A 24,705-nucleotide genomic window follows, 5' to 3' on the forward strand; every position below is an offset into this window, starting at 1 on the left:
GCGTTGGAGGGCGTGCGCGACGAGCTGCCGCACTCCCTGGCCGTCGTCGTGGAGGAGATGATCCCGCGTGAGGACCGACCCGCCGACCGCCCGCTGCTCGACGTCCATGTGAACGTCTACGTCGAGCGCCAGAGCCAGAAGGCGATCGTCATCGGTGCTAAGGGCGCGCGGCTCAAGGACGTCGGGACGCGGGCGCGCACCCAGATCGAGGCGCTGCTGGGGACGCCGGTCTTCCTGGACCTGCACGTCAAGGTCGCCAAGGACTGGCAGCGCGACCCCCGCCAGCTCCGCAAACTCGGTTTCTGAGTGCTGGTGCCCGGAGCGGCCCCATCCCCATCCCCAACCCCAACGATGTGATTCTGGTGCTGCTGGAGTAGCAGCAGAATCACATCCTTCGCTTGGCCCTGGGACCGCGGGTTCTGGGACCGCCGGCCCTGGAACCGTGAGCGTTGGGCACGTCGGCGTCCGGGATGTGGGTGGGTGCGCCGAACAGCCAGACGAGGGTGACGGCCGCCAGCGTCTCCGCGGTGAGCAGGGCGACGAGGACGACGAGCTGGAACCGGGCCGCGTCGGTGGGGCTCGCGCCGCCGAGCAGGGCGCCGACGAAGGCGCCCGGCAGCGTGACCAGCCCGACTGTGCGGGTCTGGTCGACGGCGGGCAGCAGGGCTTCCTGGATGGCGGTGCGGGCGAGGTCCGCGACCGCCTGGCGTGGGGTGGCGCCGAGCGCGAGCCAGGCCTCGACCTCGTCGCGGCGGCGCACCATCGCCTCGAACAATCGCCGACCCGCCAGGGTGCTGGCGGTCATGGTGCCACCGATCACGATGCCGCCGGCCGCGACCAGATAGCGCGCGGACCGGTCGAGCAGCGGGACGCCGAAGATGATCCCGAGCGTGACGGCCGCGCCGGCCGTGCTGGCGGCAAGCACGGACCGTCGGGCGTTGGGGAAGCCGGTGAGCCGGCCCGCCGCGGTCAGGGTCGCTACGGTGAGCATCACGACGAGGACCGCGACCGTTGTCGCGGGTGCGGCGAGCACCCCGCGCAACGCCAGGCCGACGAGGGTGAGCTGGGCGCCGGCCCGAACCGCGGCGACGATCACCGCCCGGCGTAACCGTACGCCGGCGATGGTGAGGCAGCCGACGGCTACAGCAAGCAGAGCACCCAGGCCCACGGCCATCGCAATGACGTTGTCCACCGGCTCACTGTGCGGCCTGTCTACCTGCCCGCACACACGCGGGGAGGTAGACAGGCCGGCAGGCAGGCAGATGGCGGATAGTGACGGCCATGGCTGGCGTGCGGCGGGTGGTCCCGCTGACCCTGGGTTGGGTCGAGGTGCCGTATTCGATGTCGGTGCACGGCGCTGCGGACGACATCCGGCTACGTCAGCCCGTCCCGGCGTTGCTGGTGGAGGTCGACGGGGGCTGGTTGCTGATCGACACCGGGCTCAACCCGGCATTCGTGCGGGACGCGGCCCTGTGCCGCCGCTTCCACCGCGACACCGGCGTGGAGGTGTGGCTCCCGCCCGGCGCCGGCGACCCGCTGGAGGGTGCGCTGGAACAGGTCGGGCTCACCCTCGACCAGATCGACGTGGTTGCCGTCTCCCACCTGCACAGCGACCACGCCGGCGGGCTGCGCCACTTCGCCCGGCGCGGTACACCCGTCCACATTCAGGGCCGCGAGCTTGACCACGGGCTCGGTACCCACCCGGCGCAGCTGGAGGCCGACGGCATCATCCGGGTCGACTTCGATCACCCGGCGATCACCTGGCAGGTGGCCGACGGCGACACCGAGATCGCCCCGGGGGTGACCGCGGTCCGCACTGCCGGGCACACCCCAGGTCACCAGAGCTTTATCGTCGAGATGGATCCCACGGTGGGCGGCGGCGGGTATGTCTTCGCGTTCGACGCCGCGGATCTGCAGGAGAACATCGATTTCGAGCGGGCCGTCGGTGGGTCGATCGGAGTTCCGCCGGAGGCGACGATCGAGCCGATCCGGCGGCTGAAGGCGATCGCGTCCGCCCGTGGCCTGCGTCTGCTCCCCGGCCACGATCCGGTCGCGTGGCCGGCGCTCACCGCCGAGCTGGCGGATCCGACCGCGGATCGGGGCCCGGGGCACGATCCGCGGTCGGGTCCGCGGTCGGGTCCGCGGTCGGGTCCGCGGTCGGGTCCGCGGTCGGATCCGCGACTGCCGCAAGCAGGGCCTCCCGGTTCGCCAGGATGAAGTCCTTGAGCGCGCCCGGCTGCAGTGCGAAACGGGTCAGGGCCTCGCCGTGCAGGTCGATCCGTTCGACGTCGTAGCGTCCCTTCGTCGGGTTGGTGAACTCGTCGCCCGTCCTGGCTGCAAGATCGATCGAAGTGAGCCGGCAGACGAAGAAGTGCTGGACGGTGATGCCCGGCCCACCGCCACCGCCGCCTTCACTTCCGCTGCTTCCGCTGCTTCCGCTGCTTCCGCCGTATTTTGTCGTGCTCGTTTTTGTCGTGCTCGTGAGGAACACCTGCTGGACCCGGTCGACGGCGGCGCCCAGCTCCTCGGCGAGCTCCCGGTGCAGGGCTGCCTCCACCGAGGCGTCCTGCTGATCGACCCCGCCGCCCACAGTGGCCCAGTAGGGCTGCTGGCCCGGCAGGGTCCGGCGGAAAACGACCAGCCGTCCGCGGGAATCGATCAGAATCGCTCTGGCTGCCCGTCGCACCACTCGCACCGGTCCATCATGGTCCGGCGCCGGGTTCGGCGTCTGGTGAGAGTCCACCTGCGCCGTCGACGTCGATATTCCTATGGTCCCTGGTTGATCCGGGCCGCGCCCACCGCGAGGAGATACCTGCCGCCGAGGTTCGTCCAGCCCCCGTCCAGCGGGGCGGATGCGCCCATGTGTCGGTTGTAGAGGGCGTGGTCGGTGCCGGCGACGAACACGTCCACGGTCCCGTCCCCGGCCGCAGCGAAGGCGGGCAGTCCGACGATCATCCCACCGGCGTCGACGAACCGGATGAACGGCGCGGCGGCGTAGGCGAGCGCTCCCGAGCCCAGCCGGCAGCCGACGAACGCCGGCCCGTATGCGGTTCCGGTTCCGTTCGGGCCAGGCCGGACATCCTGGCCACTGGAGGGACCGTAGCCACCGGAGGGACCGTCGGCGTAGGGACTGTTGCCGCCGGCACCCGGCCCCCCGTCGCAGCGGACGCCGAGCACCGTCCAGGCCGAGGCGGCCGTCCGCCGGTAGAGGTTGGCGGCGGGCGCGACGTTGCTGGTGGTGCGGGTGACGTTGCTGGTGGCGCGGGTTGTGAACCAGGTGACGACGCCGTCCACGACGGCCACCGCGGGAGCGGCGTCGGTCTGCCCGCCGTAGTTCGCCCACCAGGTGAGCTGGGCCGGCCGGCCGGAGGCGTCGACGGGCACGGCGCTGACGTACAGCGCGCGGTCGCTGCCGCGGCAGCCGACGTGCAGGGCTGATCCGACGACGATCGCGGCCTGCCCGTAACACTGTGTTCCGGGAGGGCCGAACGGCGACCACGCGCGGTCGGTCTCGTCCCGCATCCAGAGGTTCCCGTCGGTGCCACCCACGATGTAGGTGACCCTGCCGGCAGCCTGGATCACCGTCGGGACGGATGTGGCCCGACCGCCCAGCGACGCGGGGGCGACCTGGCCGGATCGCTTCGCCCACACGGCGTGGTCCGTGCCGATGCCGACGGCGATCGTGTATTCGTCCTGGCCCGGGGGTCGGCCGGCGGGCGTCGTCGCTGGGGTCGTCGCTGGGGTCGTCGCTGGGGTCGTGGTGAGCGCGGTGGAGGCGAGCCTGTTCCACCGGGGCGCGCCGCGTCCGGTCACAAGGTCGTAGCCGACCGTGGCGCGGTGGGCGCCGTTGTTACCAACTGTGATGTCCCGGAAGGCTGAAACAGGTGCCTTGTACAGCCGGTCATGGATGTCGCCGTACCCGCCTGATTGCTGGCCGGTCGACGCCCATTCGGCCGCGAGCATCCCGGCGGCGGCGGGTGATGCGAGGCTGGTGCCACCGAAACGCATCCAGCCGGGCACGGTCGTGCCGCCGTGGCTTTCCCAGTAACGGCGGTTGTAGATGGCGAAGCCGGTCGTCGGGTCGGCGTTCATGGCGAGGTCGGGCAGCGCGCGCGACGTACAGGCCGTGACCGGTTGCCAGTCCGGCTGGGCGAACAGCGCTGAGCAGCCGCCACCGGAGCCGGCCCAGGCGGTCTCCGACACGGTCGCGCCGGTCGGGTTGAGCATCGTCGTGCCACCTACCGCGATCACTGATGGTGACGACGCCGGGTAGCTCGCGGTGGCGGTACCGTTGCCGCAGTCGTCGGATCCGCTGTCCCCGGAAGCGGTGAAGGTGGTGACGCCCGCCGCGGCGATCGCCGCCAGCAACGTTTCGGCGGTGCGGACGAACGCTGCGCTGTTGTACGGCTCACACAGACCCCAGGACGCGTTGAACGCAACGAGGTTCGCGCTCGGGTCGGCGGCGTCGAGGCGGACCCGGTCGAGGATGTCGAGAAAGCCCTGGTCGGTGTTGGGCGCGAAATAGACACGTTGGCGCGCGCTGGGCGCGACTGCCAGTTGTACCTCCTGGTCGAGGGCGACCTCGCTGTCCCCGTCGCCGTCCAGGGCGGCGTTGTAGGCGGGTGCGCGACCGACGCTCACGGCCGTGTAACGCCCACCCGCGACCGGGTCCGGTATGCCTGCTGCCGCCGCGTAGGCGCGCAGGTCGGCCGGGTCCCAGCCGGACAGCTGGAGGCTGGCGACGGTCGGGTCGGGCCCGCCGTCGCCGCGGTGGCCGTCCGGCGCGCCATAGGCGGCACGCAGGTCGGCGCCGCTGTAGCCGGCGTCGGGCGGCACCGCGGCCGCGCTGCGCGCAGTCGCCGGCCCTGTCCGCGCGGCACGTGTACCGAGGTGGCGGAATGCCGGTCGGGTCTCGTCACCACCGACGGCGACCGAGACCAGACCGTGCAGGGATGCGGGGAGGGCGGGCAGGCTCTGTGCGTAACGCAGGGCAGGACGGGAGTCGCGGGCGCTGCCGAACAGCGTCCGGAGGCGGTCCGCCTCGCCGGTGGCGGTGACGCTCCATGCGGTGGTCCGGGTGACGGTCAGGCCGAGCGTGTCGAGCTCGTTCGCGACCGTGTCGTGGGTCGCGTCTGAGGGCAGAAACGCCCTCAGACGGGTCGCCCGGTCCTGCGCAGATGCGCTCACCGCGCCGGCGACCGACCGCGCGAGGTGATCCAGACCGCCACGGTCGGGTGCGGCGAGGTAGACGGTGACGGTCTGGGTGGCCGCGGTCTGGCCGGTTGTCGGCTGACCGGTTGTCGGCTGACCGGTTGTGACCTGAGTGGCCGTGACCTGAGTGGCCGTGGTCTGGGCGGCCGCGGCCACGGCGGCATGGGTCTGGATCACGATCAAGGTGAGGGTCAGTGGGAAAACGGTCAAATAGCTACAAAAAGATACAAATCTTTTCCGTACCGCCAGCACTCCTACTCCCTGTTCTCTCGTGGATGCTGAAAGTGACTATTGCAGGGCGTGACAGTCCGGAGTCGGCGGGGTCCGCATCGCAGCGCGGATCCGGCGTCGCGAGGTGCCCCGCCAGCCCGGCGCCAGCCCGACGCCAGCCCGGCGATAGGCCGCCGGCCCGGCAGACAGCTCGGACCGGTCCGCCGGCAGCGGCATGTCACAATCGGTCCGGGGCGACCGTGTCCTGACCACTTACCGGGATGCGTGCAACCATGGGTGGGTGCCGGTCTACCGCGATGAAGGTGTCGTCCTGCGAACGACGCCGCTCGCCGAGGCCGACCGCATCGTCACCGTGTTGACCCGGCGGACGGGACGGGTGCGCGCGGTGGCCAAAGGGGTGCGCCGCACGTCGTCCCGGTTCGGCGCCCGGCTGGAGCCGGGTACCCACGTCGACCTCCAGCTACATGAGGGGCGCTCGCTCGACACGGTCACGCAGGCCGACATCCTGCGCCCCTATGGCGCGGTGATCGCTGCCGACTATGCGCGGCACACCGCCTCGGCCGTCATGCTGGAAACCGCCGAACGGCTGACCAGCGAGGAACGCCAGCCGGCTATCCGCCTGTTCCTGCTTCTGATCGGCGGTCTGCGTACCCTCGCCCAGGGCGAACGTGCGCCGGGCCTCGTCCTGGACGCCTTCCTGCTGCGTGCGTTGGCGGTCTCGGGCTACGGGATGGCGGTGCGCGAGTGCGCCCGCTGCGGCCAGCAAGGGCCCCACCAGGCGTTTTCCATCGCGGCGGGCGGCGTAGTGTGCCCGCAGTGCCGACCGCACGGTGCAGCTTCGATGTCGCCGGCCGCCGTGACGCTGCTGTCCGACCTGCTTACCGGCGACTGGGCCGCCGCCGATGTGAGCGAGGTCCGCACCCGGCGCGAGGCTGGCGGATGTGTCGCCGCTTACCTGCAGTGGCATCTCGAGTACGGCTTACGTGCACTGCCTCATCTGGAGCGGGCGTGAACCGGGCCGGACGCGTCGGGGGTGGCGCGTTCGACGATGATGCGTCGATGATGTTTGTGGGCGCGGGAGGAATGATGATCGCGCTACCTTTGACTGGCGGTAGAAGGGAGGTGTCCGGTGAGTCGACGTAACGGGAGAGTCGGACGGTTCCGTGAACCGCATCCGCATCCTTCCGGCGCATGTCCGCCGGAGATTCCTTCCGAGTTGATCCCGCGGCATGTCGCCATCGTCATGGACGGCAACGGCCGCTGGGCGAAAATGCGTGGCCTGCCGCGCACGAAGGGCCACGAGGCCGGTGAGGAGGCACTCTTCGACTGTGTGGAGGGCGCGATCGAGCTGGGCGTCCGGTGGCTGTCGGTGTATGCCTTCTCAACGGAGAACTGGAAGCGCTCGCCGGACGAGGTCGCGTTCCTGATGCGTTTCACCGACGGGGTGTTCGGCAGGCGCATCGACGACATGGACTCCCTGGGGGTCCGGGTCCGGTGGGCCGGCCGGCGTCCGCGCCTGTGGGGCAACGTCATCCGACGGCTGGAGGCGGCCGAGGAACGCACCTGTGGTAACGACCGCCTTACTCTGGCGATGTGCGTGAACTACGGGGGGCGCGCCGAACTCGCCGATGCGGCCGCCGCCATTGCCCGGGACGTCCGTGACGGCCGCCTGCGGGCCGACCGCATCGACGAGAAGACCGTCGCCCGCTATCTCGATGAGCCGGAGATGCCCGACGTCGACCTGCTGATCCGTACGTCGGGGGAGCAACGGCTGAGCAACTTCCTGCTCTGGCAGGCCGCATACGCCGAGTTCCTGTTCGTCGAGCGGCTGTGGCCCGATTTCGACCGGCGCGATCTGTGGGCGGCCTGTGAGGATTTCGCCAAGCGGGACCGTCGATATGGCGGGGTCGTGGCCCGTCCGTCGGGGGCCCGATCGGCCACGCCGTGACGGGCCGACCGGGTGGCGGGCTGGGGAGGGCTGAGGAGCTGACGGACGCGACCTGATAGAACCGTGCGGTGCTTGTTGTCATGCGGCTGCGGGTTCCGGTCGGGGAGGCCGAAGCCTTCCGCGAGCGTGCGGACCGGGCCCTGGTCGCACTGGCTGGGCAGCGCGGCTACGGGTCCGCTCGACTGGGACGTGCCGTGGATGAACCTGAACTGTGGGTGATCACATCCGAGTGGGACGGGGTGGGTGCGTGGCGCCGGGCCCTGTCCGCGTTCGATGTCCGGGTGGAGCTGACGCCGTTGATGATCTACGCCGTCGATGAGCCGGGCGCGTTCGAGGTGTTGCTCGCCCACGACGGCGTCACGGGTGCCGTCCGCCACGGCTCAGACCGTGCCTGACGTTGCCCGACCTGTCTGCGCCGGCTGTGCCCGCAGCCCGTACGCTGGGCACTTGTCTGTCTGATCGGCACTTGCCCTTCTGATCATCAGGTGGAGCAGGTGTGCGTAGGACACGACCACCCGACGTCGCCGATGACGGCGGGTGAGTGGGAAGGGAGCGCCCGCGTGGCCAGTTCGTCCGACCGCATGGACACCATCGTCAGTCTGTGCAAGCGCCGGGGGTTGGTCTTCCCCTCAAGCGAGATCTACGGTGGCCTGCGGGCATCGTGGGACTACGGTCCGCTCGGGGTGGAGCTGAAGAACAACGTCAAGCGTGCCTGGTGGAAGGCCATGGTTCAGGGCCGCGACGACGTGGTCGGCCTCGACTCGTGTGTGATCCTCGCGCGTGAGGTCTGGGAGACCAGCGGGCACGTGCAGGTCTTCGTCGATCCGCTGACCGAGTGCCTCACCTGCCACAAGCGGTTTCGCGCCGATCATCTTGAGGAGGCCTTCGAGTCCAGGCACGGCCGGCCGCCGACCGCGCTCACCGAGGTCAACTGCCCCAGCTGCGGTGCGCGTGGCACGTTCACCGAGCCTCGGATGTTCAACGGTCTGCTCAAGACCTACCTGGGGCCGGTCGAGGACGAGTCGGGCCTGGCCTACCTTCGGCCGGAAACCGCCCAGGGCATTTTCATCAACTATGCGAACGTGCAGGCGACCGCCCGGCGCAAGCCGCCGTTCGGTATCGGTCAGATCGGCAAGTCGTTCCGCAACGAGATCACCCCGGGAAACTTCATCTTCCGGACCCGCGAGTTCGAACAGATGGAGATGGAGTTCTTCGTCCCGCCGGGCGAGGACGAGACCTGGCACGAGTACTGGCTCGGTGAGCGGACGAGGTGGTACCGCGACCTGGGTGTCCGCGACGAGAACCTGCGCCATTTCGAGCACCCGAAGGAGAAGCTCTCCCACTACTCGAAGCGGACCGTCGACATCGAGTACCGGTTCGACTTCGCCGGCCTGGAGTGGGGCGAGCTGGAGGGTATCGCGAACCGCACGGACTACGACCTGTCCGTACACGCGAAGGCGTCCGGCGCGGACCTGACCTACTTCGAGCAGGCCACCGGCACCCGGTACACGCCGTACGTGATCGAACCGGCCGCCGGGGTGGACCGCGCCACCCTGGTATTCCTGCTGGACGCCTACGCCGAGGACACCGCACCCAACACCAAGGGTGGGGTGGACCGCCGGGTCGTGCTCCGCCTCGACCGTCGGCTTGCTCCGGTCAAGGCCGCGGTGCTGCCGCTGTCGCGCAACGCCGACCTGTCACCGGTCGCCCGCGATCTGGCCGCGGAGCTGCGTAAGCACTGGAACGTCGACTTCGACGATGCCGGCGCGATCGGGCGTCGGTACCGCCGGCAGGACGAGATCGGCACGCCGTTCTGTCTCACGGTCGACTTCGACTCGCTGGCGGACCGCGCCGTCACGATCCGGGAGCGCGACACCATGGAGCAGGAGCGCGTGTCCATGGATCAGGCGGTGTCCTACCTCAACGCCCGACTCGGTCCCTGCTAGCTTCGGTCCCTAGCTGGCTAGGGTGTGTGTGATGGATTGGGGGACGGGTTCGACAGGTCGAGCTCGCTCGACCCGAACCGGTCGGCCAGGAAACGTCCGTGGGACAGCAGCTTCGCGGTGTCCCCGGCCGCAGCCGCTTCGGTGACGTCGCGGATGCCCTTTTCCAACAGGCCGAGCTGGCCGATGACGACCTCGCGTGGCGTGCGTCCGTCGTCCAACCGGTGCGTCTGGGCGTACCGCGCCGGCAGGCCGAGGTAGACCTCCAGGGCGGTGGGCAGGTAGTCGGCGACGGTCCGCACGACCACGAACGTCTCGGGCGAGCCGGCGCGCAGTAGGTGCGGGCGGTCCAGCACCTCGCGCAGCGCGTCGACGACCTGGGCCGCGGCGGCGGTGACCTCGGTTGGCGCGAGTCCGGTCAGGACCCGCAGCTGGGCCTCGACGGTCGCGCGAAGTTCGGCGACGCTCGGCTGGCTACCGCCCGGTGCCGGGCGACGGGCTGGCGCGACCAGAGCACCGATCGCATACATGACGGCTACGACCAACGGCCACTGCGGTGATCCGACCACGCCGGCGGCGGTCAGCCCCAACCCGCCGAGCGCGCCGGTGCACCCGGCGATGTTCTTCAGCGATCCGATCCACGTCAGCGCCTTTTCCCGGGTTCCCCTGGCGGGAGGAGGCGGCGGTGGGTCAGGCCGCGGCAGCCAGATCGCCGTCATCCGAGCCGGCCCTGACAGCCCTGACAGGAGGCCCGGTTCTCACCGGTGCCGCCACCGGGTATGGCGGACCCGGGGTCACTGGTAGCCACGGATGTCCTTGAACGCGTCGGTCAGCGGGGATGTCCGTGCGTCGAACGTCGCGCCACCGGTGTCGGTGGCGATCGAGCGCAGGTCGTCCGGACGTGCCTCGCCGAAGATGATGCAGAAGGTGCGGACGGCTCGCGCAGCCGGGGGAAGGGCCTGGTAACCGGCGCGGAACTGACCAGCTGACAGGCCCGCGTTGTTCTCACCGTCCGTCATCAGGACGATCGACGTCAGGTAGCCGGGCTCGGCGGCGACCGCATCGGACGCGCGGCGGTAGGCATCGGCGAGCGCGGAGTAGATGGCCGTTCCCCCGTTGGCCTGCAGGCTCGTGATGTAGGAGCGGATCGCGGCCAGATCGGGCGAGGATGCCCCGGTGTCGGTCACCGTGAAGTCGCGTGACCCGACGACCGAGCCGTTGAAAATCACAAGTGTGATCTTTTCACGGTCACGAAACCGGGTGAACCGGCCGGACAGGGAGGTGTCGGCACCGGCGAGCCCGGCCAGCGCGGATTGCAGATCGGCCAGGCGCCGGCCGGCCATGGAACCGGACACGTCCAGTACGAAGATCGCGTGCGACGGACGACGGAAATGGTCGAGGTAGGAGGTGATCAGCTCATCGGCGACCGCCTGGGTGGCGGGGAAGGGCAGTTCGGCCAGGGCGGTCGTGGTGAACCGCGGGTCGAGCGCGACACCGGGGACGGCCGGCCTGCGGTTGGTGGTGGTCTGCAGCCGTCGCTGGACTTCCGGGCTGCGCAACCAGGTCACCACCCGGCTGTATTCGTCCCGCCGGGCGGGGTCGAGCAGGAGTATGGGGTAGTCGGCTGTGATGATGCCGTCTTTGGGGTAGATGATCGTGATTGGTTCCCGCAGTCGGCCGGAGCGTTGCAGCGACAGCAGCACCGACTCGTAATTGATCATACCGCCGGCGTCCTGGGGCCTGTCGACGAAGGCGTCCGCGAGCCAGCCGGAACTGCCCGAGGTGAGCGTCTGCCCCGAGAAGAACGACGTCAGCGCGTCGGGGCGGATGTCGGAGGCCTGTAGCGCGTCCGAGGTCCCGGCGAGCGCGGCCGCGACACCGACCAGCGCACTGAACCCCGAGTTGGACGCCGCCGGGTTCGTCATGGCGTACGTCAGCTCGCCGGCGGCAACCTTCGCGGCGACGTCCGCCCACGTGACGCTGGTGGTACCCGTCCAGCCGAACCTCGTGGCGAGCGAGGTCCGGATACCGAGGACCACCGGCGATGTCATGGTCGGAGTGCGGACGCTGCCCGCCTGCGCGCCACCGGGCAGCAGGCGCAGGTAACGGTCGGAGGACAGCCAGGCGGCGTCCGTGCCCGCGGAATGTTTGATGATCTTATCGGTGGCGTCGAGTGTCCCGGTGTAGGTCAGTTGCACCGTGACGCCGGTGGCCGCGCGCAGGTCGCCCAGCAGCGGCTCGACGTCGGCCAGTTCCGAGCCGGCGAGGATCCGCAGCACACCCGGCTTGCCGGGGCCGGGGGCCGACCCAGACGCCGACCCCGACCCAGACGCCGACCCCGACCCGGAACCGCAGGCGGTCAGGGTGAACGCAGCCGCGCACACGGCGAGCAGGCCGATTGCGACCGGGTGGACACGGCGTCCGGTCACGGCCCGCCGCCGGAGATTTCCAGTTCGCCGGCTGCTGACGAGGCCGGCGCGATCTCGACGGGAGCGGTCGAGGCGGCCCGGTCCAGATATGCGGCTGCCTTTCCCACCTCCTGCGACAAGGCCGTCACCGTTGTCCGCATGGTCTCCAGGGCGGCGGTCTTGTACCCGTCGATCGTGTCGATCGTGGCATAGATGTTGGCGAACGCCTGCTGGAGGGCCTGCACCGACACGGTCGAGGACGCCGCCTGCCCGTGGATCTCGACGGTCTGGCGCCGCAGCAGCTCGGACGTGCCGACGATGAGGCGCTCGGTCGTCTGGTTCAACGCGGCGATCTGGTCGAGCACCAGTTTCTGGTTGGCCAGGGCCTGCGCGACGAGTACCGCGGTCCGCAGCGCCGCGACGGTCGTGGTGCTCGCCCGGTCCACACCTTTGATCAGTTCGAGGTTGTTGCGCCGGATCATATCCAGGGCCAGGTAACCCTGCGCGCTCACCGCGAGCTGGGTGAGCAGGTCCTGGTGCTTCTGCCGCACGTAGAACAGGACGTCCTCGCGAAGCGTTCGGGCCCGATCCGGGTCGGCGGCCTCGATCCGGTTGATCCGGGTGACGAGCTCGGCGTCGAGGTCCGAGGCCAGCTGGGCGTACTCGCGCAGCCTGCTCATGGTGGTCCACAGGTTGTGCTTTTCCTGCTCGATCGCGGCATTGTCCCGCCGCAGTTCCTCCTGGCCGTTCTGCATCGCGTGCAGAATGGCGTCCAGATGTGTCTGTGACGACTGATAGGACGCGAAGTAGTCCCGCAGGCGGTTCCCGAACGGAATCATCCCGAGCAGTTTTTTCGGGCCCAGCAGGTTCACCTTGGACGGATCAAGGTCGTCGATCACCCTGCGTAGTTCCACCAGTGAGGTCGACACCGACGACGTCGCGTCGAAGGCGCCCGAGTTCATCGCGCGCGTCGGTTTGTCCAGCAGCCGGTTGGATACCGCCGCCGACGCGCGGATCTCCTTCTCGCCCATCCGGTGCACGGCGGCGACCTTGGAGGTGAAGCCAGGCGAGCTCGGGTCGATGCCGACCAGCGCGTCGGCAAAGGCCACCGCCTGGCTGCTCAGGCGCGACGCCACCTCGGCACTGATCGCAACGGCCGGTCCGGCCTGCTCGGGCGCGACCGGCGCGACGGGCTCGGGCGGCACCAGGACCAGTTGCGTGCCGGGGCCGCCCGCGGCCGGTGACGGGGTCGGCGGTGGCAGGTTCATCAACCCGGGCCCTTCTGGTACTTCATCTCGATCTCGGCGATCATTCGCTCGGATATCTCCGCGCTCGGTGGTTCGACGACGTTGACCAGCTGCGGTGGGGGATTGGTCCCCCGTTCGGCGGCATACTGCCGGCCGTAGCCGGCGTCCGCGGTCCGGAACCCGTGCCGCACGGCGAGGCGCTGTAGCTCCGGGTCGGTGCTCAGCAGGCGCCCGACCGCGTCGCCTGCGGGCGTGAGCGGGACGACGGTGTGCTTGGCGTAGATGGTCGGATTCGGGTACATCAGCACCTTGTCGCCGATCAGGGAACCGTCTCGCGCGAGCGCGTGGGCGCTGAACTGGGCCTCATAAATCATGACCATCGGCGTTTTCCCCATGCCGATCGTCAGAAAATCGTCGAACGGTTCCTGCGACGACGCCTCCAGATAGCCCTGTTTGAGAAAAAGGGGCGCGAGTATGTTGGTCATGCGGTCGGCCGTCCCGGCGTCGGTGACGATGTTCCCGTTGTTGGTCACATAGGACGCGATCGCCAGGTAGAGGGCGGCCGAGTTCGACGTCCGCACATCCGTCGAGCTGATGAGGATGGACTTGTCGGTCCGATAAACGGTGTTCCCCGGCAGTTGCGACCACCGGGTGTCCTTTGCCACCAGGTCGAGGTACTTGCGCATGTCGAACAGGTAATGGTCGCCATCGGTGACGCTGACACCTGCCGCGGTCAGCAGCGTCGCGATCGGGGTGAAGGTGGCTATCGCCATGGGCGTGAAGAAGGGTACGTAGGACGCGGTTATCTTCCGATCGCGTTTGATGCGGTCCGCCTGCGGCCCGTCGGCCGGGAAGGCCAGGTCGAAGCCGGACAGGTCGCGGGTGGTGGCGATCTCGCGCGATCCGGCGGACGTGATCTCAATGCGGTAGCCGGCCCGGGCGAGGGCGGCAATCACGTCCGGGTCCGAGAAGAAGGCCTGCTTTTCCGATGAGATCAGCGCACGGACACTGACTTCGCCGCTGTTCGGCGTGGAGCGCATCCGCGGGACGACGACCACAGCGATGACACCGACCGTGAGCAGCCCGGCAAGCACGAGCCCGAGAACTCGGCGACCGTGCACGGCGCCTTCCTTTCGTTCGCTGGTGTCGGTCCGGGTATGTCAGTCTGCATCATGCTCCATCCGTGATGTCCGACCGGCTCCCGACCGGCTCCCGACCCGGCTCCCGACCGGCGTGCCACGGCCGGGGCGGCGGCAGTTCGTGACAGCGGTGCGTGACGGCGGTTCGTGACGGCGGTTCGCGGGGGATGTTCGCGGGGACGGGAGACGAGAGGGCGGCCATGAGCAGCTATGTGTACGACTTCCACCAGGGAAGCAAGGACTTGAAAGATCTTCTCGGTGGCAAGGGTGCCAATCTCGCCGAGATGACGACCATGGGGCTTCCCGTCCCGCCCGGCTTTACGATCACGACCGAGGCCTGTCGCGAGTATCTTGCGCATGGCCGGGAACCCGCGGCGCTGCGCGATGAGGTCAGCGCGCACCTGGGCGCCCTTGAGCAGGTGATGGGCAAGCGCCTGGGGCAGCCGGACGACCCGCTGCTGGTCTCGGTCCGGTCGGGCGCGAAGTTCTCGATGCCGGGGATGATGGACACCGTCCTCAACGTCGGTTTGTCCGACGCCTCGGTTTCCGGTCTGGCCAAGCAGTCCGGTTCGCAGCGCTTCGCCTGGGACTCCTACCGCCGCCTGCTGGCGATGTTCGCCACGACGGTCCTCGGCGTGGACGGCGAACTGTTCGACCAGGCTCTGGACGCGGCGAAGAAGGCACGGGCGACCACGAGCGACCTCGATCTCGACGAAGCCGACCTGCGGATTCTGGCCGAGACCTTCAAGGCGATAATCCGGGACCGGACCGGGCGGGATTTCCCGCAGGACCCCCGGGAACAGCTGGATTCGGCCATCCGTGCGGTTTTCGACTCCTGGAACGGTGAGCGGGCCCGTCTCTACCGCCGCCAGGAGCGCATTCCGGCGGACCTCGGCACCGCGGTCAATATCGTGGCCATGGTGTTCGGCAACCTCGGCATGGACTCGGGCACCGGCGTGGCATTCACCCGGGATCCCGCCAGCGGTGCGCAGGGCGGCTACGGCGATTATCTGCAGAATGCGCAGGGCGAGGACGTCGTCGCGGGAATTCGTAACACCCTGCCCCTGACGGCGTTGGCGTCCATCGACCCACCCGCGTACGCCCGGTTGACCGAGATAATGACGATTCTGGAGCACCACTACCGGGACCTGTGCGACATCGAGTTCACCGTCGAACGCAACAAGTTGTGGATGTTGCAGACAAGAGTGGGCAAACGTACCGCGGGCGCTGCCTTCCGGATCGCGGTCCAGCTCGTGGATCAGGGCCTGATCAGTATGGATGAGGCGGTGACGCGGGTCACCGGCGCCCAGCTCGCCCAGCTGATGTTCCCCCGGTTCGGGCTGACGGGGCAGGCCGAGAAGATTGCCCAGGGTATGAACGCCTCACCCGGAGCGGCCGTCGGTCAGGTGGTCTTCGACTCGCACCGGGCCGTGGAGCTCGCCGCCGCCGGTACACCGGTGATCCTGGTGCGCCGGGAGACCACTCCCGACGACCTCGACGGCATGATTGCCGCGCGCGGCGTGTTGACATCGCGTGGCGGGAAGACCTCCCATGCCGCCGTGGTGGCCCGCGGCATGGGCAGGACCTGCGTGTGCGGGGCCGAGGAGATCGATGTCGACACCCGGGCCCGCCGCGCGGTCGCGCCGGGCGGCATCGTCATCGGCGAAGGGGACGTGATCTCGATTGACGGGTCGTCGGGCGCGGTCTACCTCGGCGAGGTGCCGGTGGTGCCGTCGCCGGTTGTCCAGTACTTCGAGGGGACGCTGGTCGCGGACGGGACCGACCCCCTGGTCGACGCGGTGCACCGGATCATCACCCACGCGGATCAGGCCCGCCGGCTCGGCGTGCGCGCCAATGCCGACACCGCCGACGACGCCGCCCGCGCCCGCCGGTTCGGCGCCGCGGGCATCGGACTGTGCCGTACCGAACACATGTTTCTGGGTGAACGCAGGCAGCTGGTCGAGCGGCTCATCCTCGCCGCTGACGCCGAGGCCCGCGCTGCCGCACTGGTTGAACTCCTACCGCTTCAGCGTGACGACTTTGTTGCGATCTTCACGGCGATGGACGGTCTGCCGGTGACGGTCCGCCTGATCGACCCTCCGCTGCACGAGTTCCTCCCGGATCTCACCGAACTCTCGGTGCGCCTGGGCGTCGCCACCGCCACCGGCCAGCCGGTGTCGGACGGTGATGGCGCGCTGTTGGAGGCGGTCCGCCGGCTGCACGAGCAGAATCCGATGCTGGGGCTGCGCGGGGTACGGCTGGGGCTGCTCATCCCGGGTCTGTTCGCCCTGCAGGTGCGGGCGATCGCCGAGGCGGCCGTGCGGTGCCGCCGGGCCGGCGGAGATCCACATCCGGAGATCATGGTGCCGTTGGTGGCCGCGGTCCAGGAACTGGAGGTCGTCCGCGACCAGGCTGAACAGGTGCTGCGCGAGGTCGCGACCGAGACCGGGGTCGATGTTCCCGCGCTGATCGGGACGATGATCGAGGTACCGAGGGCCGCCCTGACCGCGGGCCAGATCGCCGAGGCCGCGCAGTTCTTCTCGTTCGGCACGAACGACCTCACCCAGATGGGCTGGGGTTTCTCCCGGGACGACGTGGAGTCCTCCTTCTTCTCCCGCTATCTCGAGCTGGGGATCTTCGGCGTCTCCCCGTTCGAGTCGCTTGACCGCGATGGAATCGGCCGACTCGTGCGTATCGCGGTCGAGGAGGGGCGTGCGATCCGGCCTGAGATCAAACTGGGTGTCTGCGGCGAGCACGGTGGCGACCCGGATTCGGTGCACTTCTTCCATCAGGTCGGACTCGACTACGTTTCGTGTTCCCCGTTCCGGGTGCCGATCGCCCGGCTGGAAGCCGGCCGGGCGGCCATCCTGGACCGTGCCGGCCAGGGCGGTTAGCGGGCACTCCGGCCGGGACGAAGGTGCTTGCGGTCCCGCGAACGGCCCCCCAGTCATGGCCCGTTCGTCACCGTCGTGAACTTCTGCCGCTGGTACCGTTCGGGACTGTGGGACCCGGGGTATGGCCTGGACCGTCCAGGAACAGCGGACCGGTCGGGGCAGCGGGAGCGCACGTAGGCGGATATCCATGTACGGATACGCAGGCGTATTAGGAGGCTGGCGTGGTAACTCCCGAATCCGAGATCATGATTGATCCAACCGATCTTGATCAGATCCGGGAACTGGCTCAGCAACTGCGGGTCGATTCGGTCCGATCGTCGACGTCCGCGGGTTCGGGCCACCCGACGTCGTCGATGTCAGCCGCGGACGTGATGGCGGTTCTGCTCGGACGGCACCTGCGGTATGACTGGGACAAACCGGACGACTCGGCCAACGATCACCTGATCTTCTCCAAGGGGCATGCGTCCCCGTTGCTGTATGCGATGTTCAAGGCTGTCGGCGTGGTTTCCGATCATGAACTGATGACCGGATACCGCCGTTTCGGCCAGCGCCTGCAGGGTCATCCGACGCCGATTCTGCCCTGGGTCGACGTGGCGACCGGATCGCTCGGGCAGGGGCTGCCGGACGCGGTCGGCGTGGCACTCGCCGGGCGACTCCTTGACCGACTTCCCTACCGGGTGTGGGTGCTGTGCGGCGACAGTGAGATGGCCGAGGGTTCGATCTGGGAGGCGCTGGACAAGGCGGCTCACTACCAGCTGTCGAATTTGACGGCGGTCGTGGATGTCAACCGCCTCGGTCAGCGTGGCGCAACCGAGCTCGGCTGGGACCTCGACGCCTACGCCCGCCGGGTCGAGGCGTTCGGCTGCCGGGCACTCATGGTCGACGGGCATGACATCGCCGCGATTGACAAGGTCCTGACCGAGGCTGCCGAAGCTGACCGCCCGGTGGTCGTCCTCGCCCGCACCCGTAAGGGGGAGGGCTTCTCCGAGATCGTCGACGCCGACGGATGGCACGGCAAGGCGCTGCCGCCCGACATGGCCGAGCGCGCGATCGCCGAACTCGGTGGCGAACGCAACCTGCGCGTCCGGGGAGCGGTGCCACCGGCGTCCATCGAGCGGCCGCCGGCGCCCGCCCCGGTTACGGTCGAACTGCCGACCTACCCCCTCGGTGCGAAGGTCGCACCTCGAAAGGCATACGGCGAAGCGCTCGTCGCCGTCGGAGCGCGGGCAGCTGTGGTTGCCCTGGACGCCGAGGTCAGCAACTCCACCCACTCCGAGGACTTCGCCAAGGTCCACCCGGAGCGATTCTTCGAGATGTTCATCGCCGAGCAGCAGCTCGTCGCGACAGCGGTGGGACTGTCGGTACGCGGTTACATTCCGTTCGCTTCCACGTTCGCAGCCTTCTTCTCGCGCGCATACGACTTCATCCGGATGGCCGCGATCTCACAGGCGAACATCCGGCTGGCGGGTTCGCATGCGGGTGTCGAGATCGGCGCGGACGGTCCGTCCCAGATGGCACTGGAAGATCTTGCGATGATGCGGGCGGTGCACGGTTCGACCGTCCTGTATCCCAGTGACGCGACCAGCACGGCCAAGCTTGTTGAGATCATGGCCGATCTCGACGGGGTCAGCTACCTGCGTACGACTCGTGGTGCCTACCCGGTGATCTACGGTCCGGACGAGTCCTTCACCGTCGGGGGCTCGAAGGTGCCGCGCCGGTCGGACGCCGATGTGGTCACCCTCATCGGCGCCGGCGTCACCCTGCACCAGTGCCTGGCGGCTGCGCAGACACTCGCGGCCGAAGGCATTGCAGCACGGGTGATCGACCTCTACTCGGTCAAGCCGGTGGATGAGGCGACGGTGGTGGCCGCCGCGCGGGCGACCGACGGCCGGCTGGTAGTGGTCGAGGACCACTACCCCGAGGGCGGCATCGCTAGCGCGGTGGTGGGGACACTCGCCGCTGCCGATGTGCCGGTGCGTTTGCGCCACTTGGCCGTCCGCGACCTACCGGGGTCGGGTACGCCGACCGAGCTGCTGGACGCGGCGGGAATCTCGGCGAGCCACATCGTGGCGGCGGCCCGCGCCCTGCTGCGCTGATCTTCACAGGTCTGATCGTCACAACGCACTGGAACACGCTGGAACACGACGAGACTCCCCTGCGCCCGGCATCCCGGTAGCAGGGGAGTCTCGCTGTTCTTGTACTACCTTGTACTGTCTTGTACTGCTTGGTCAGTCGTCGGAGCTGCTGGGCGCCGGCGCGCCCCCGAACATCATGTCGCACATCGTCAGATAGAGCCGGTCCGGTCGAGGTAGAAATTGGATCTTTGATAGAGCCTGATCCTGTCCGGCCGATTCGACGATGAACTCGCCGTATCCGAGAAGCCGACCCATCGGGTCCCGGTTGTAGGTGAGATCTGTCACTTTCTCCAGGGGCATGGTCTGCACCTTGCGGAAAAAGATCCCCGAGACCTTCAGGAGGCGCTTGTCGGTGATCATCAAGTGGTCGAAGTGCCAGTCGGCGACACGCCACAGCATCCGAAAGAGCATGAAGAGTGCGAACCACCAGGGGAGGGCGGCAACGACGTTGCCGAGGTTCAGCCCGCTGAGCAGGATCGTGAGTAGGACCGCGAGCACGATGGAGCCCAGTGTCTGAAGGAAGACAGGCAGCAGAACGGCCCAGTGCATCCGGACCATGATGACCAGTCGTTCGCGAGTGGCGAGGTACTTGTCGTCCCTGGCTGCGGGGTCAGGGATCCGGAGTCTCACCAAGGCCACCGCCGTCGCCGGGATTGCACCGACAGCTCGCGTCTCCTCACAGGACCGTGTCGGTCACGAAGTTGGAGAAGCCGCTGCCAGCGGAGTGCAGACCGTCAATGGCCCGGTTGATGATGTTTGCCGCACTTTCAGGTGCGGTGACAACGAAGAAGATGACGAACGCGATGAGACCGTATTTGACGATCTTGTCCACGGCGGGCCTCCGGGCCGAAGTTGGGACGGCTGACCACAAAGTATCGCCGCTTCGCACCTCGGACGTATGGAAATCGCGCCTATACGCTCGGCGCCGTGGCCGGCGAGTGGTACGAAGCGTCCGACGTGGTCCGTTGGGGCGAGGAGCGACAGAAGAGTACACCCGACGATCGAACGTGGTTCGAGCGGGACCGCGCGCGTGTCCTGCACTCCAGCGCACTACGCCGGTTGGCCGGCAAGACGCAGGTCGTCGGTCCGTTCGACGACGACTTCCCGCGTACCCGGCTCACCCATTCCCTGGAGACCGCTCAGGTCGGCCGGGGCCTGGCCCGTTCGCTGGGCGCCGATCCGGACCTGGTCGACGCCGCCTGCCTGGCGCATGACATCGGACACCCTCCGTTCGGTCACAACGGCGAGGCTGCCCTGGACGCGGCTGCCCGCGACTGCGGGGGGTTCGAGGGAAACGCCCAGAGCCTGCGTGAGCTGACCCGTCTTGAGGTCAAGATCGTGGATGTCCACGGCCGGGAGGCCGGTCTGAACCTCACCCGGGCCACCCTGGACGCGTCGCTGAAGTACCCCTGGCCCAAGCGGGACGACACGCCGAAGTTCGGCGTCTACGCCGACGACATGGCGATTTTCACCTGGGTTCGCGACGGCGCGCCGGCCGGTCGACGGTGTATGGAGGCGCAGCTGATGGACTGGGCCGACGATGTGGCGTACAGCGCGCACGACCTGGAGGACGGCGTCGTCGCCGGCCTGATCGACCTGGGCCGGCTGGCGGACTCCGGAGCGCGGGCCGATCTCGTGGCCTCGACCGCGGACCGCTATCCGGCGGCGTCGCAGAGCGCGCTTGACGAGGCGTTGGACCGGTTGCGGCGGCAGCCGTGGTGGGTCGCGGGGCCGGTGCCGACGCCGAGCGCGCTGCGCGCCGTGCGGGCCATGACCAGCGAGCTGATCGCGCGGCTGTGCGTCGCCGCGGTCGCGGCCACCCGGCAGGCGTACGGCGATCGTCCGCTGCGGCGCTACCACGCCGACCTCGTGGTGCCCGCCGCGACGGTTGCCGAGTGCTGCCTGCTCAAAGGGGTGACGGCCCGGTTCGTCATGGACCGCCGCGACGCGCACGTCCGGCAGCGCCGCCAGCGCGAGGTCATCGCCGAGCTTCTCGCGCTGCTCCTCGTGCGGGCACCGCAGGCGCTCGACCCCCTGCTGCGCCCGGCCTGGCTGGCCGCCTGCGATGACGCGGCCCGTCTGCGGGTCGCCGTCGACCAGGTCGCCCGCCTCACCGACGCGAGCGCCGGCCGGCGGCACGCGCAGCTGACCGGGCGCCCCTGGCCGGTCGCCCTCTAGCGGACCGAAGGCGATGCGATCGTGGTTCTGTCGCATCGCCGGAGGCCGAACGCTCCGGGTCATCGACGGTGGCCGGTCGGTCAGAAGATCGGCACCTTGGCGCCGTTGACAAGTACCATCACGGGGGAAAGGGCGGACCCGCGGGGGCGGTGGCAGGCCGAGGGCATCAGTGCAGGGGCAGCGGACCCCGGTGTGACCCCGGCCCGTCGACACCCCGCCCGGGATGCAGGGAGGGACGTATGGCCGGACGCATCCGCGACGCAGATGTTGCCGCCGTGCGTGACCGTTCGCCGATCGCGGACATCATCGGCGACTATGTACAGCTGCGTCCCGTCAGCAGCGGTCAGCTGCGCGGTCTGTGCCCGTTCCATGACGAGAAGTCCCCGTCGTTCAACGTCCGTCCGCAGGTCGGCGCCTACCACTGCTTCGGTTGCGGTGTCGGTGGCGACGTGATCGCATTCGTCCGGGCCATCGACGCGCTGTCGTTCCCGGAGGCGGTGGAACGACTCGCCCGTCGTGCCGGGATCACCCTGAGCTACGAAGGCGGCGGGGTGACCAGCCGTGTGGTCACCAGCCAGCGCCAGCGGCTCCTTGACGCTCACCGCGTGGCGGCCGAGTTCTACGCCGAACGGCTGAGCGCAGCCGACGCCCGCGAAGGCTGGGATTTTCTCACGGCCCGGGGCTTCGACCAGCACGCGGTGTCGCGGTTCAGCGTCGGCTATGCGCCGGCAGGTTGGGACACCCTGACCCGTCACCTGATGGGCCGGCACTTCACCGCCGCGGAGCTCGTCCTCGGCGGCCTGGCCAAACAAAGCAGTCGCGGGAGCCTCATCGATCGGTTCCATCGGAGGCTGGTATGGCCGATTCGTGACCTCGCCGGGGATGTCGTCGGCTTCGGCGCCCGTCGGCTCGCCGCCGACGATCCCGGACCCAAGTACCTCAACACCCCCGAGACCCCGTTGTTCAAGAAGGCCAGCCTGCTCTACGGTGCCGACCTCGCCCGGCGGGAGATCGCCCGGCGGTATCAGGTCGTGGTCGTCGAGGGTTACACCGACGTGATGGCCTGTCATCTCGCCGGCGTCCCGACCGCGGTCGCCTCCTGCGGTACCGCGTTCGGCAGCGAGCACGTGACCGTATTGCGGCGCCTGCTGATGGATCAGAGCGAGCACCGCGGTGAGGTCGTGTTCACCTTCGATGGCGACGAGGCCGGCCGCAAGGCCGCCATTCGTGCCTTCGAGTTCGAGGAGCGGTTCGTCACCCAGACCTTCGTGGCAGTCGAACCGTCCGGGCTGGACCCGTGCGACCTGCGGCTGGCCCGCGGCGACGAGGCGGTTCGCGATCTCGTCGCCGCGCGCGTCCCGCTGGTGGAGTTCGCGATCCGGGGGAAACTGGCCGAGTTCAACCTCGACACGACCGAGGGACGGCTGGCGGCGCTGGACGCGGTCGCGCCGCTGATTAACAGGCTGAAAGACCGGGGCCTGCGACACCGTTATGCGGTTAACCTTGACAACTGGCTCGGTTTTCTGGATGAAGAGTTTGTGGTGCGGCGGGTCGCAGAGCACTCCGTACGCGGTGGCGGTGGTGACGCGTCCGGTGGTGGCTCCGCGCCCGCCCGCCCGGCGCGGTTGCGGCCGCGCGAGGGCACTGCGGACGACGCAGCTGTGGCAGTCGAACGGGAGGTGCTCAAGGTTGCGCTCCAGTATCCCGGATTGGCCGGCCCGGCGTTCGACACGTTGCCGGCCGAGCTGTTCACAGTTCCCGCGCACCGTGCTGTCCGTATGGCCGTCGTTACGGCAGGTGGCGTATGCGCGGGCTTGTCCGCGGCCGGTGATGTCCCTGGCTGGGTTGGCATGGTGGCCACGGCAGCCGGCGACGACGAGCTGCGGCGGTTCGTCACCGGGCTTGCCGTCGAAGCCGTGTTCTGCGACCACGATGTCGACGACAGGTATGTCGATGAGCAGATGTCACGTATACAGGAGTTGCATGTGACCCGTCGTATCACGGAGGTGAAGTCGCGTGTGCAGCGGCTCAACCCCGTGACCGACGCCGAGACGTTCAAGCGCGCATATGGTGAGCTGATCGCCTTGGAACAGCACAAGCGCCAGCTCCGGGAACGGGGCCTGGGTGCCGCGTAACCTGGGTCGATCCCGAGAAGGAAGTGACGAGATTCCGCCCATGAGCAGTCCAGCCGTCCTACCGCGCGAGGCCCAGGTGGACGAGGTCAAGGACCTCATCACCAGGGGCAAGGAGATCGGTTTCCTCACCACCGAGGACGTCACGGTCGCACTGCAGGCGGCCGAGCTGCCACCGGAGCAGACCGACGCCGTCCTGCAGGTCCTCAACGACGAGGGCATCGAGATTCTCGAGGCGGGTGGGGAGGACGCCGACGAGGCCGACCTGCTCGCCCGGCGTCGCCGTGAGGAGGAGGAGCTGGCGCTCAAAGCGCCGACCTCCGATCCGGTCCGCATGTATCTCAAGGAGATCGGCAAGGTTCCGCTGCTGACCGCGGAGGAGGAGGTCGACCTCGCCAAGCGGATCGAGGCCGGCCTGTTCGCCTCCGAGAAGATCGCGGCGGCGACCCGCAAGACCTCTCCGCAGATGCGTCGTGACCTCGAGGCGATTGAGCGTGACGGGCAGATTGCCAAGCGTAAGCTGGTCGAGGCGAACCTGCGGCTTGTGGTGTCGATCGCCAAGCGCTACGTGGGCCGCGGCATGCTGTTCCTGGATCTCATCCAGGAGGGCAACCTCGGTCTGATCCGCGCTGTGGAGAAGTTCGACTACACCAAGGGCTACAAGTTCTCCACCTACGCCACCTGGTGGATCCGCCAGGCGATCACCCGTGCCATCGCCGACCAGGCACGCACCATCCGCATTCCGGTGCACATGGTCGAGACGATCAACAAGTTGATCCGCATCCAGCGGCAGCTCCTGCAGGACCTCGGTCGCGAACCGAGCCCGGAGGAGATCGCCAAGGAGATGGATCTCACGCCCGACAAGGTACGCGAGATCCTCAAGGTCTCCCAGGAGCCGGTGTCGCTGGAGACCCCGATCGGTGAGGAGGAAGACTCTCACCTCGGTGACTTCATCGAGGACTGCGACGCGGTCGTGCCGGTGGACGCGGCCAGCTTCATCCTGCTGCAGGAGCAGCTCGACTCGGTTCTGCACACCCTCTCCGACCGGGAGAAGAAAGTCATCCAGCTGCGGTTCGGGTTGACCGACGGCCACCCGCGCACGCTGGAGGAGGTCGGCCGGGAGTTCGGGGTCACCCGCGAGCGCATCCGGCAGATCGAGTCGAAGACACTGTCGAAGCTGCGCCATCCGTCCCGGTCGCAGAAGCTGCGCGACTACCTGGAGTAGTAGTTGGGGTTCGC

The 24,705-nt window shown here is 68.8% G+C and carries 19 protein-coding genes and 1 pseudogene; 11 read left to right on the forward strand and 9 right to left on the reverse strand.

The features are described from left to right. On the forward strand, nt 1–306 hold a 306-nt coding region (locus U9979_RS09650), incomplete at its 5' end, for a KH domain-containing protein (protein WP_322779096.1). A 79-nt stretch (nt 307–385) separates the two neighbouring features. Here the strand turns inward: U9979_RS09650 and U9979_RS09655 are convergent. Beyond that, entirely contained in the window at nt 386–1,192 is an 807-nt protein-coding gene (locus U9979_RS09655; RefSeq protein WP_322779097.1) for an ABC transporter permease, read from the reverse strand. An 89-nt stretch (nt 1,193–1,281) separates the two neighbouring features. Here U9979_RS09655 and U9979_RS09660 point away from each other — a divergent pair, with 89 nt between their 5' ends. Beyond that, the gene (locus U9979_RS09660; protein WP_416219847.1) at nt 1,282–2,217 is read left to right on the forward strand and encodes an N-acyl homoserine lactonase family protein; all 936 of its coding nucleotides are present in this window, start codon (nt 1,282–1,284) and stop codon (nt 2,215–2,217) included. A 304-nt stretch (nt 2,218–2,521) separates the two neighbouring features. On the opposite strand, the pseudogene U9979_RS25160 reads toward U9979_RS09660, so the two are convergent. Both U9979_RS25160 and U9979_RS09670 read right to left on the reverse strand, forming a co-directional pair. After that, nucleotides 2,522–2,743: pseudogene (locus U9979_RS25160) on the reverse strand (NUDIX domain-containing protein); the annotation flags it as partial. A 23-nt stretch (nt 2,744–2,766) separates the two neighbouring features. After that, a complete protein-coding gene (locus tag U9979_RS09670) occupies nt 2,767–5,421 on the reverse strand; it encodes a S8 family serine peptidase (RefSeq protein WP_322779099.1) in 2,655 nt (884 codons plus the stop codon). A gap of 301 nt (nt 5,422–5,722) precedes the next feature. Here U9979_RS09670 and recO point away from each other — a divergent pair, with 301 nt between their 5' ends. The 4 genes from recO to U9979_RS09690 all read left to right on the forward strand — a co-directional run bounded on the left by recO (nt 5,723) and on the right by U9979_RS09690 (nt 9,336). After that, nucleotides 5,723–6,454 (forward strand): DNA repair protein RecO, encoded by a 732-nt coding sequence (gene recO, locus U9979_RS09675; RefSeq protein ID WP_322750404.1) that lies wholly within the window; start codon nt 5,723–5,725, stop codon nt 6,452–6,454. A 117-nt stretch (nt 6,455–6,571) separates the two neighbouring features. Further along, entirely contained in the window at nt 6,572–7,390 is an 819-nt protein-coding gene (locus tag U9979_RS09680; protein WP_322779100.1) for an isoprenyl transferase, read from the forward strand. 68 nt (nt 7,391–7,458) lie between these two features. Further along, nucleotides 7,459–7,785 carry an antibiotic biosynthesis monooxygenase family protein gene (locus U9979_RS09685; protein ID WP_322750406.1) on the forward strand — a complete coding sequence of 109 codons (327 nt, stop codon included), beginning with the start codon at nt 7,459–7,461 and terminating at the stop codon, nt 7,783–7,785. Between the two features lie 132 nt (nt 7,786–7,917). Beyond that, entirely contained in the window at nt 7,918–9,336 is a 1,419-nt protein-coding gene (locus U9979_RS09690; protein ID WP_322750410.1) for a glycine--tRNA ligase, read from the forward strand. 17 nt (nt 9,337–9,353) lie between these two features. On the opposite strand, the gene U9979_RS09695 is transcribed toward U9979_RS09690, so the two are convergent. From U9979_RS09695 to U9979_RS09710, 4 genes are all read right to left on the reverse strand, one after another. Continuing rightward, the gene (locus tag U9979_RS09695; RefSeq protein ID WP_322779101.1) at nt 9,354–10,052 is read right to left on the reverse strand and encodes a hypothetical protein; all 699 of its coding nucleotides are present in this window, start codon (nt 10,050–10,052) and stop codon (nt 9,354–9,356) included. A 75-nt stretch (nt 10,053–10,127) separates the two neighbouring features. After that, nucleotides 10,128–11,762 carry a substrate-binding domain-containing protein gene (locus U9979_RS09700; RefSeq protein ID WP_322779102.1) on the reverse strand — a complete coding sequence of 545 codons (1,635 nt, stop codon included), beginning with the start codon at nt 11,760–11,762 and terminating at the stop codon, nt 10,128–10,130. Beyond that, a complete protein-coding gene (locus U9979_RS09705) occupies nt 11,759–13,009 on the reverse strand; it encodes a toxic anion resistance protein (protein WP_322779103.1) in 1,251 nt (416 codons plus the stop codon). Before U9979_RS09705 ends, U9979_RS09700 begins: the two co-directional genes overlap by 4 nt. Beyond that, nucleotides 13,009–14,109: a hypothetical protein gene (locus U9979_RS09710; RefSeq protein ID WP_322779104.1), complete on the reverse strand. Its 1,101-nt coding sequence runs from the start codon at nt 14,107–14,109 to the stop codon at nt 13,009–13,011. The genes U9979_RS09705 and U9979_RS09710 overlap by 1 nt, the downstream gene beginning before the upstream one ends. A 218-nt stretch (nt 14,110–14,327) precedes the next feature. Between U9979_RS09710 and ppdK the strand changes: the two genes are divergently transcribed. Continuing rightward, the gene (gene ppdK / locus U9979_RS09715) at nt 14,328–17,021 is read left to right on the forward strand and encodes a pyruvate, phosphate dikinase (protein ID WP_322779105.1); all 2,694 of its coding nucleotides are present in this window, start codon (nt 14,328–14,330) and stop codon (nt 17,019–17,021) included. A gap of 221 nt (nt 17,022–17,242) precedes the next feature. After that, nucleotides 17,243–19,117, forward strand: a complete 1,875-nt coding sequence (locus U9979_RS09720) for a transketolase (RefSeq protein WP_416219830.1) — start codon at nt 17,243–17,245, stop codon at nt 19,115–19,117. A 132-nt stretch (nt 19,118–19,249) separates the two neighbouring features. On the opposite strand, the gene U9979_RS09725 is transcribed toward U9979_RS09720, so the two are convergent. Together U9979_RS09725 and U9979_RS09730 are read right to left on the reverse strand one after the other, a co-directional pair. Beyond that, on the reverse strand, nt 19,250–19,789 hold the full coding sequence (locus U9979_RS09725) for a PH domain-containing protein (RefSeq protein WP_322750234.1): 540 nt from the start codon (nt 19,787–19,789) through the stop codon (nt 19,250–19,252). Nucleotides 19,790–19,832: 43 nt separating this feature from the next. Beyond that, complete coding sequence (locus U9979_RS09730) at nt 19,833–19,988, reverse strand: hypothetical protein (RefSeq protein ID WP_322750235.1); 156 nt, start codon at nt 19,986–19,988, stop codon at nt 19,833–19,835. 95 nt (nt 19,989–20,083) lie between these two features. On the opposite strand from U9979_RS09730, the gene U9979_RS09735 reads away from it, so the two are divergent. The 3 genes from U9979_RS09735 to U9979_RS09745 all read left to right on the forward strand — a co-directional run bounded on the left by U9979_RS09735 (nt 20,084) and on the right by U9979_RS09745 (nt 24,691). After that, entirely contained in the window at nt 20,084–21,334 is a 1,251-nt protein-coding gene (locus U9979_RS09735; protein WP_322768771.1) for a deoxyguanosinetriphosphate triphosphohydrolase, read from the forward strand. Nucleotides 21,335–21,573: 239 nt separating this feature from the next. Further along, nucleotides 21,574–23,469 (forward strand): DNA primase, encoded by a 1,896-nt coding sequence (dnaG, locus tag U9979_RS09740; RefSeq protein WP_322750237.1) that lies wholly within the window; start codon nt 21,574–21,576, stop codon nt 23,467–23,469. A gap of 40 nt (nt 23,470–23,509) precedes the next feature. Further along, complete coding sequence (locus tag U9979_RS09745) at nt 23,510–24,691, forward strand: RNA polymerase sigma factor (RefSeq protein WP_322750238.1); 1,182 nt, start codon at nt 23,510–23,512, stop codon at nt 24,689–24,691. Nucleotides 24,692–24,705 lie beyond the last annotated feature (14 nt).

This window comes from Protofrankia sp. Cas4, assembly GCF_963555915.1.
Classification (GTDB): Bacteria; Actinomycetota; Actinomycetes; order Frankiales; family Frankiaceae; genus Protofrankia.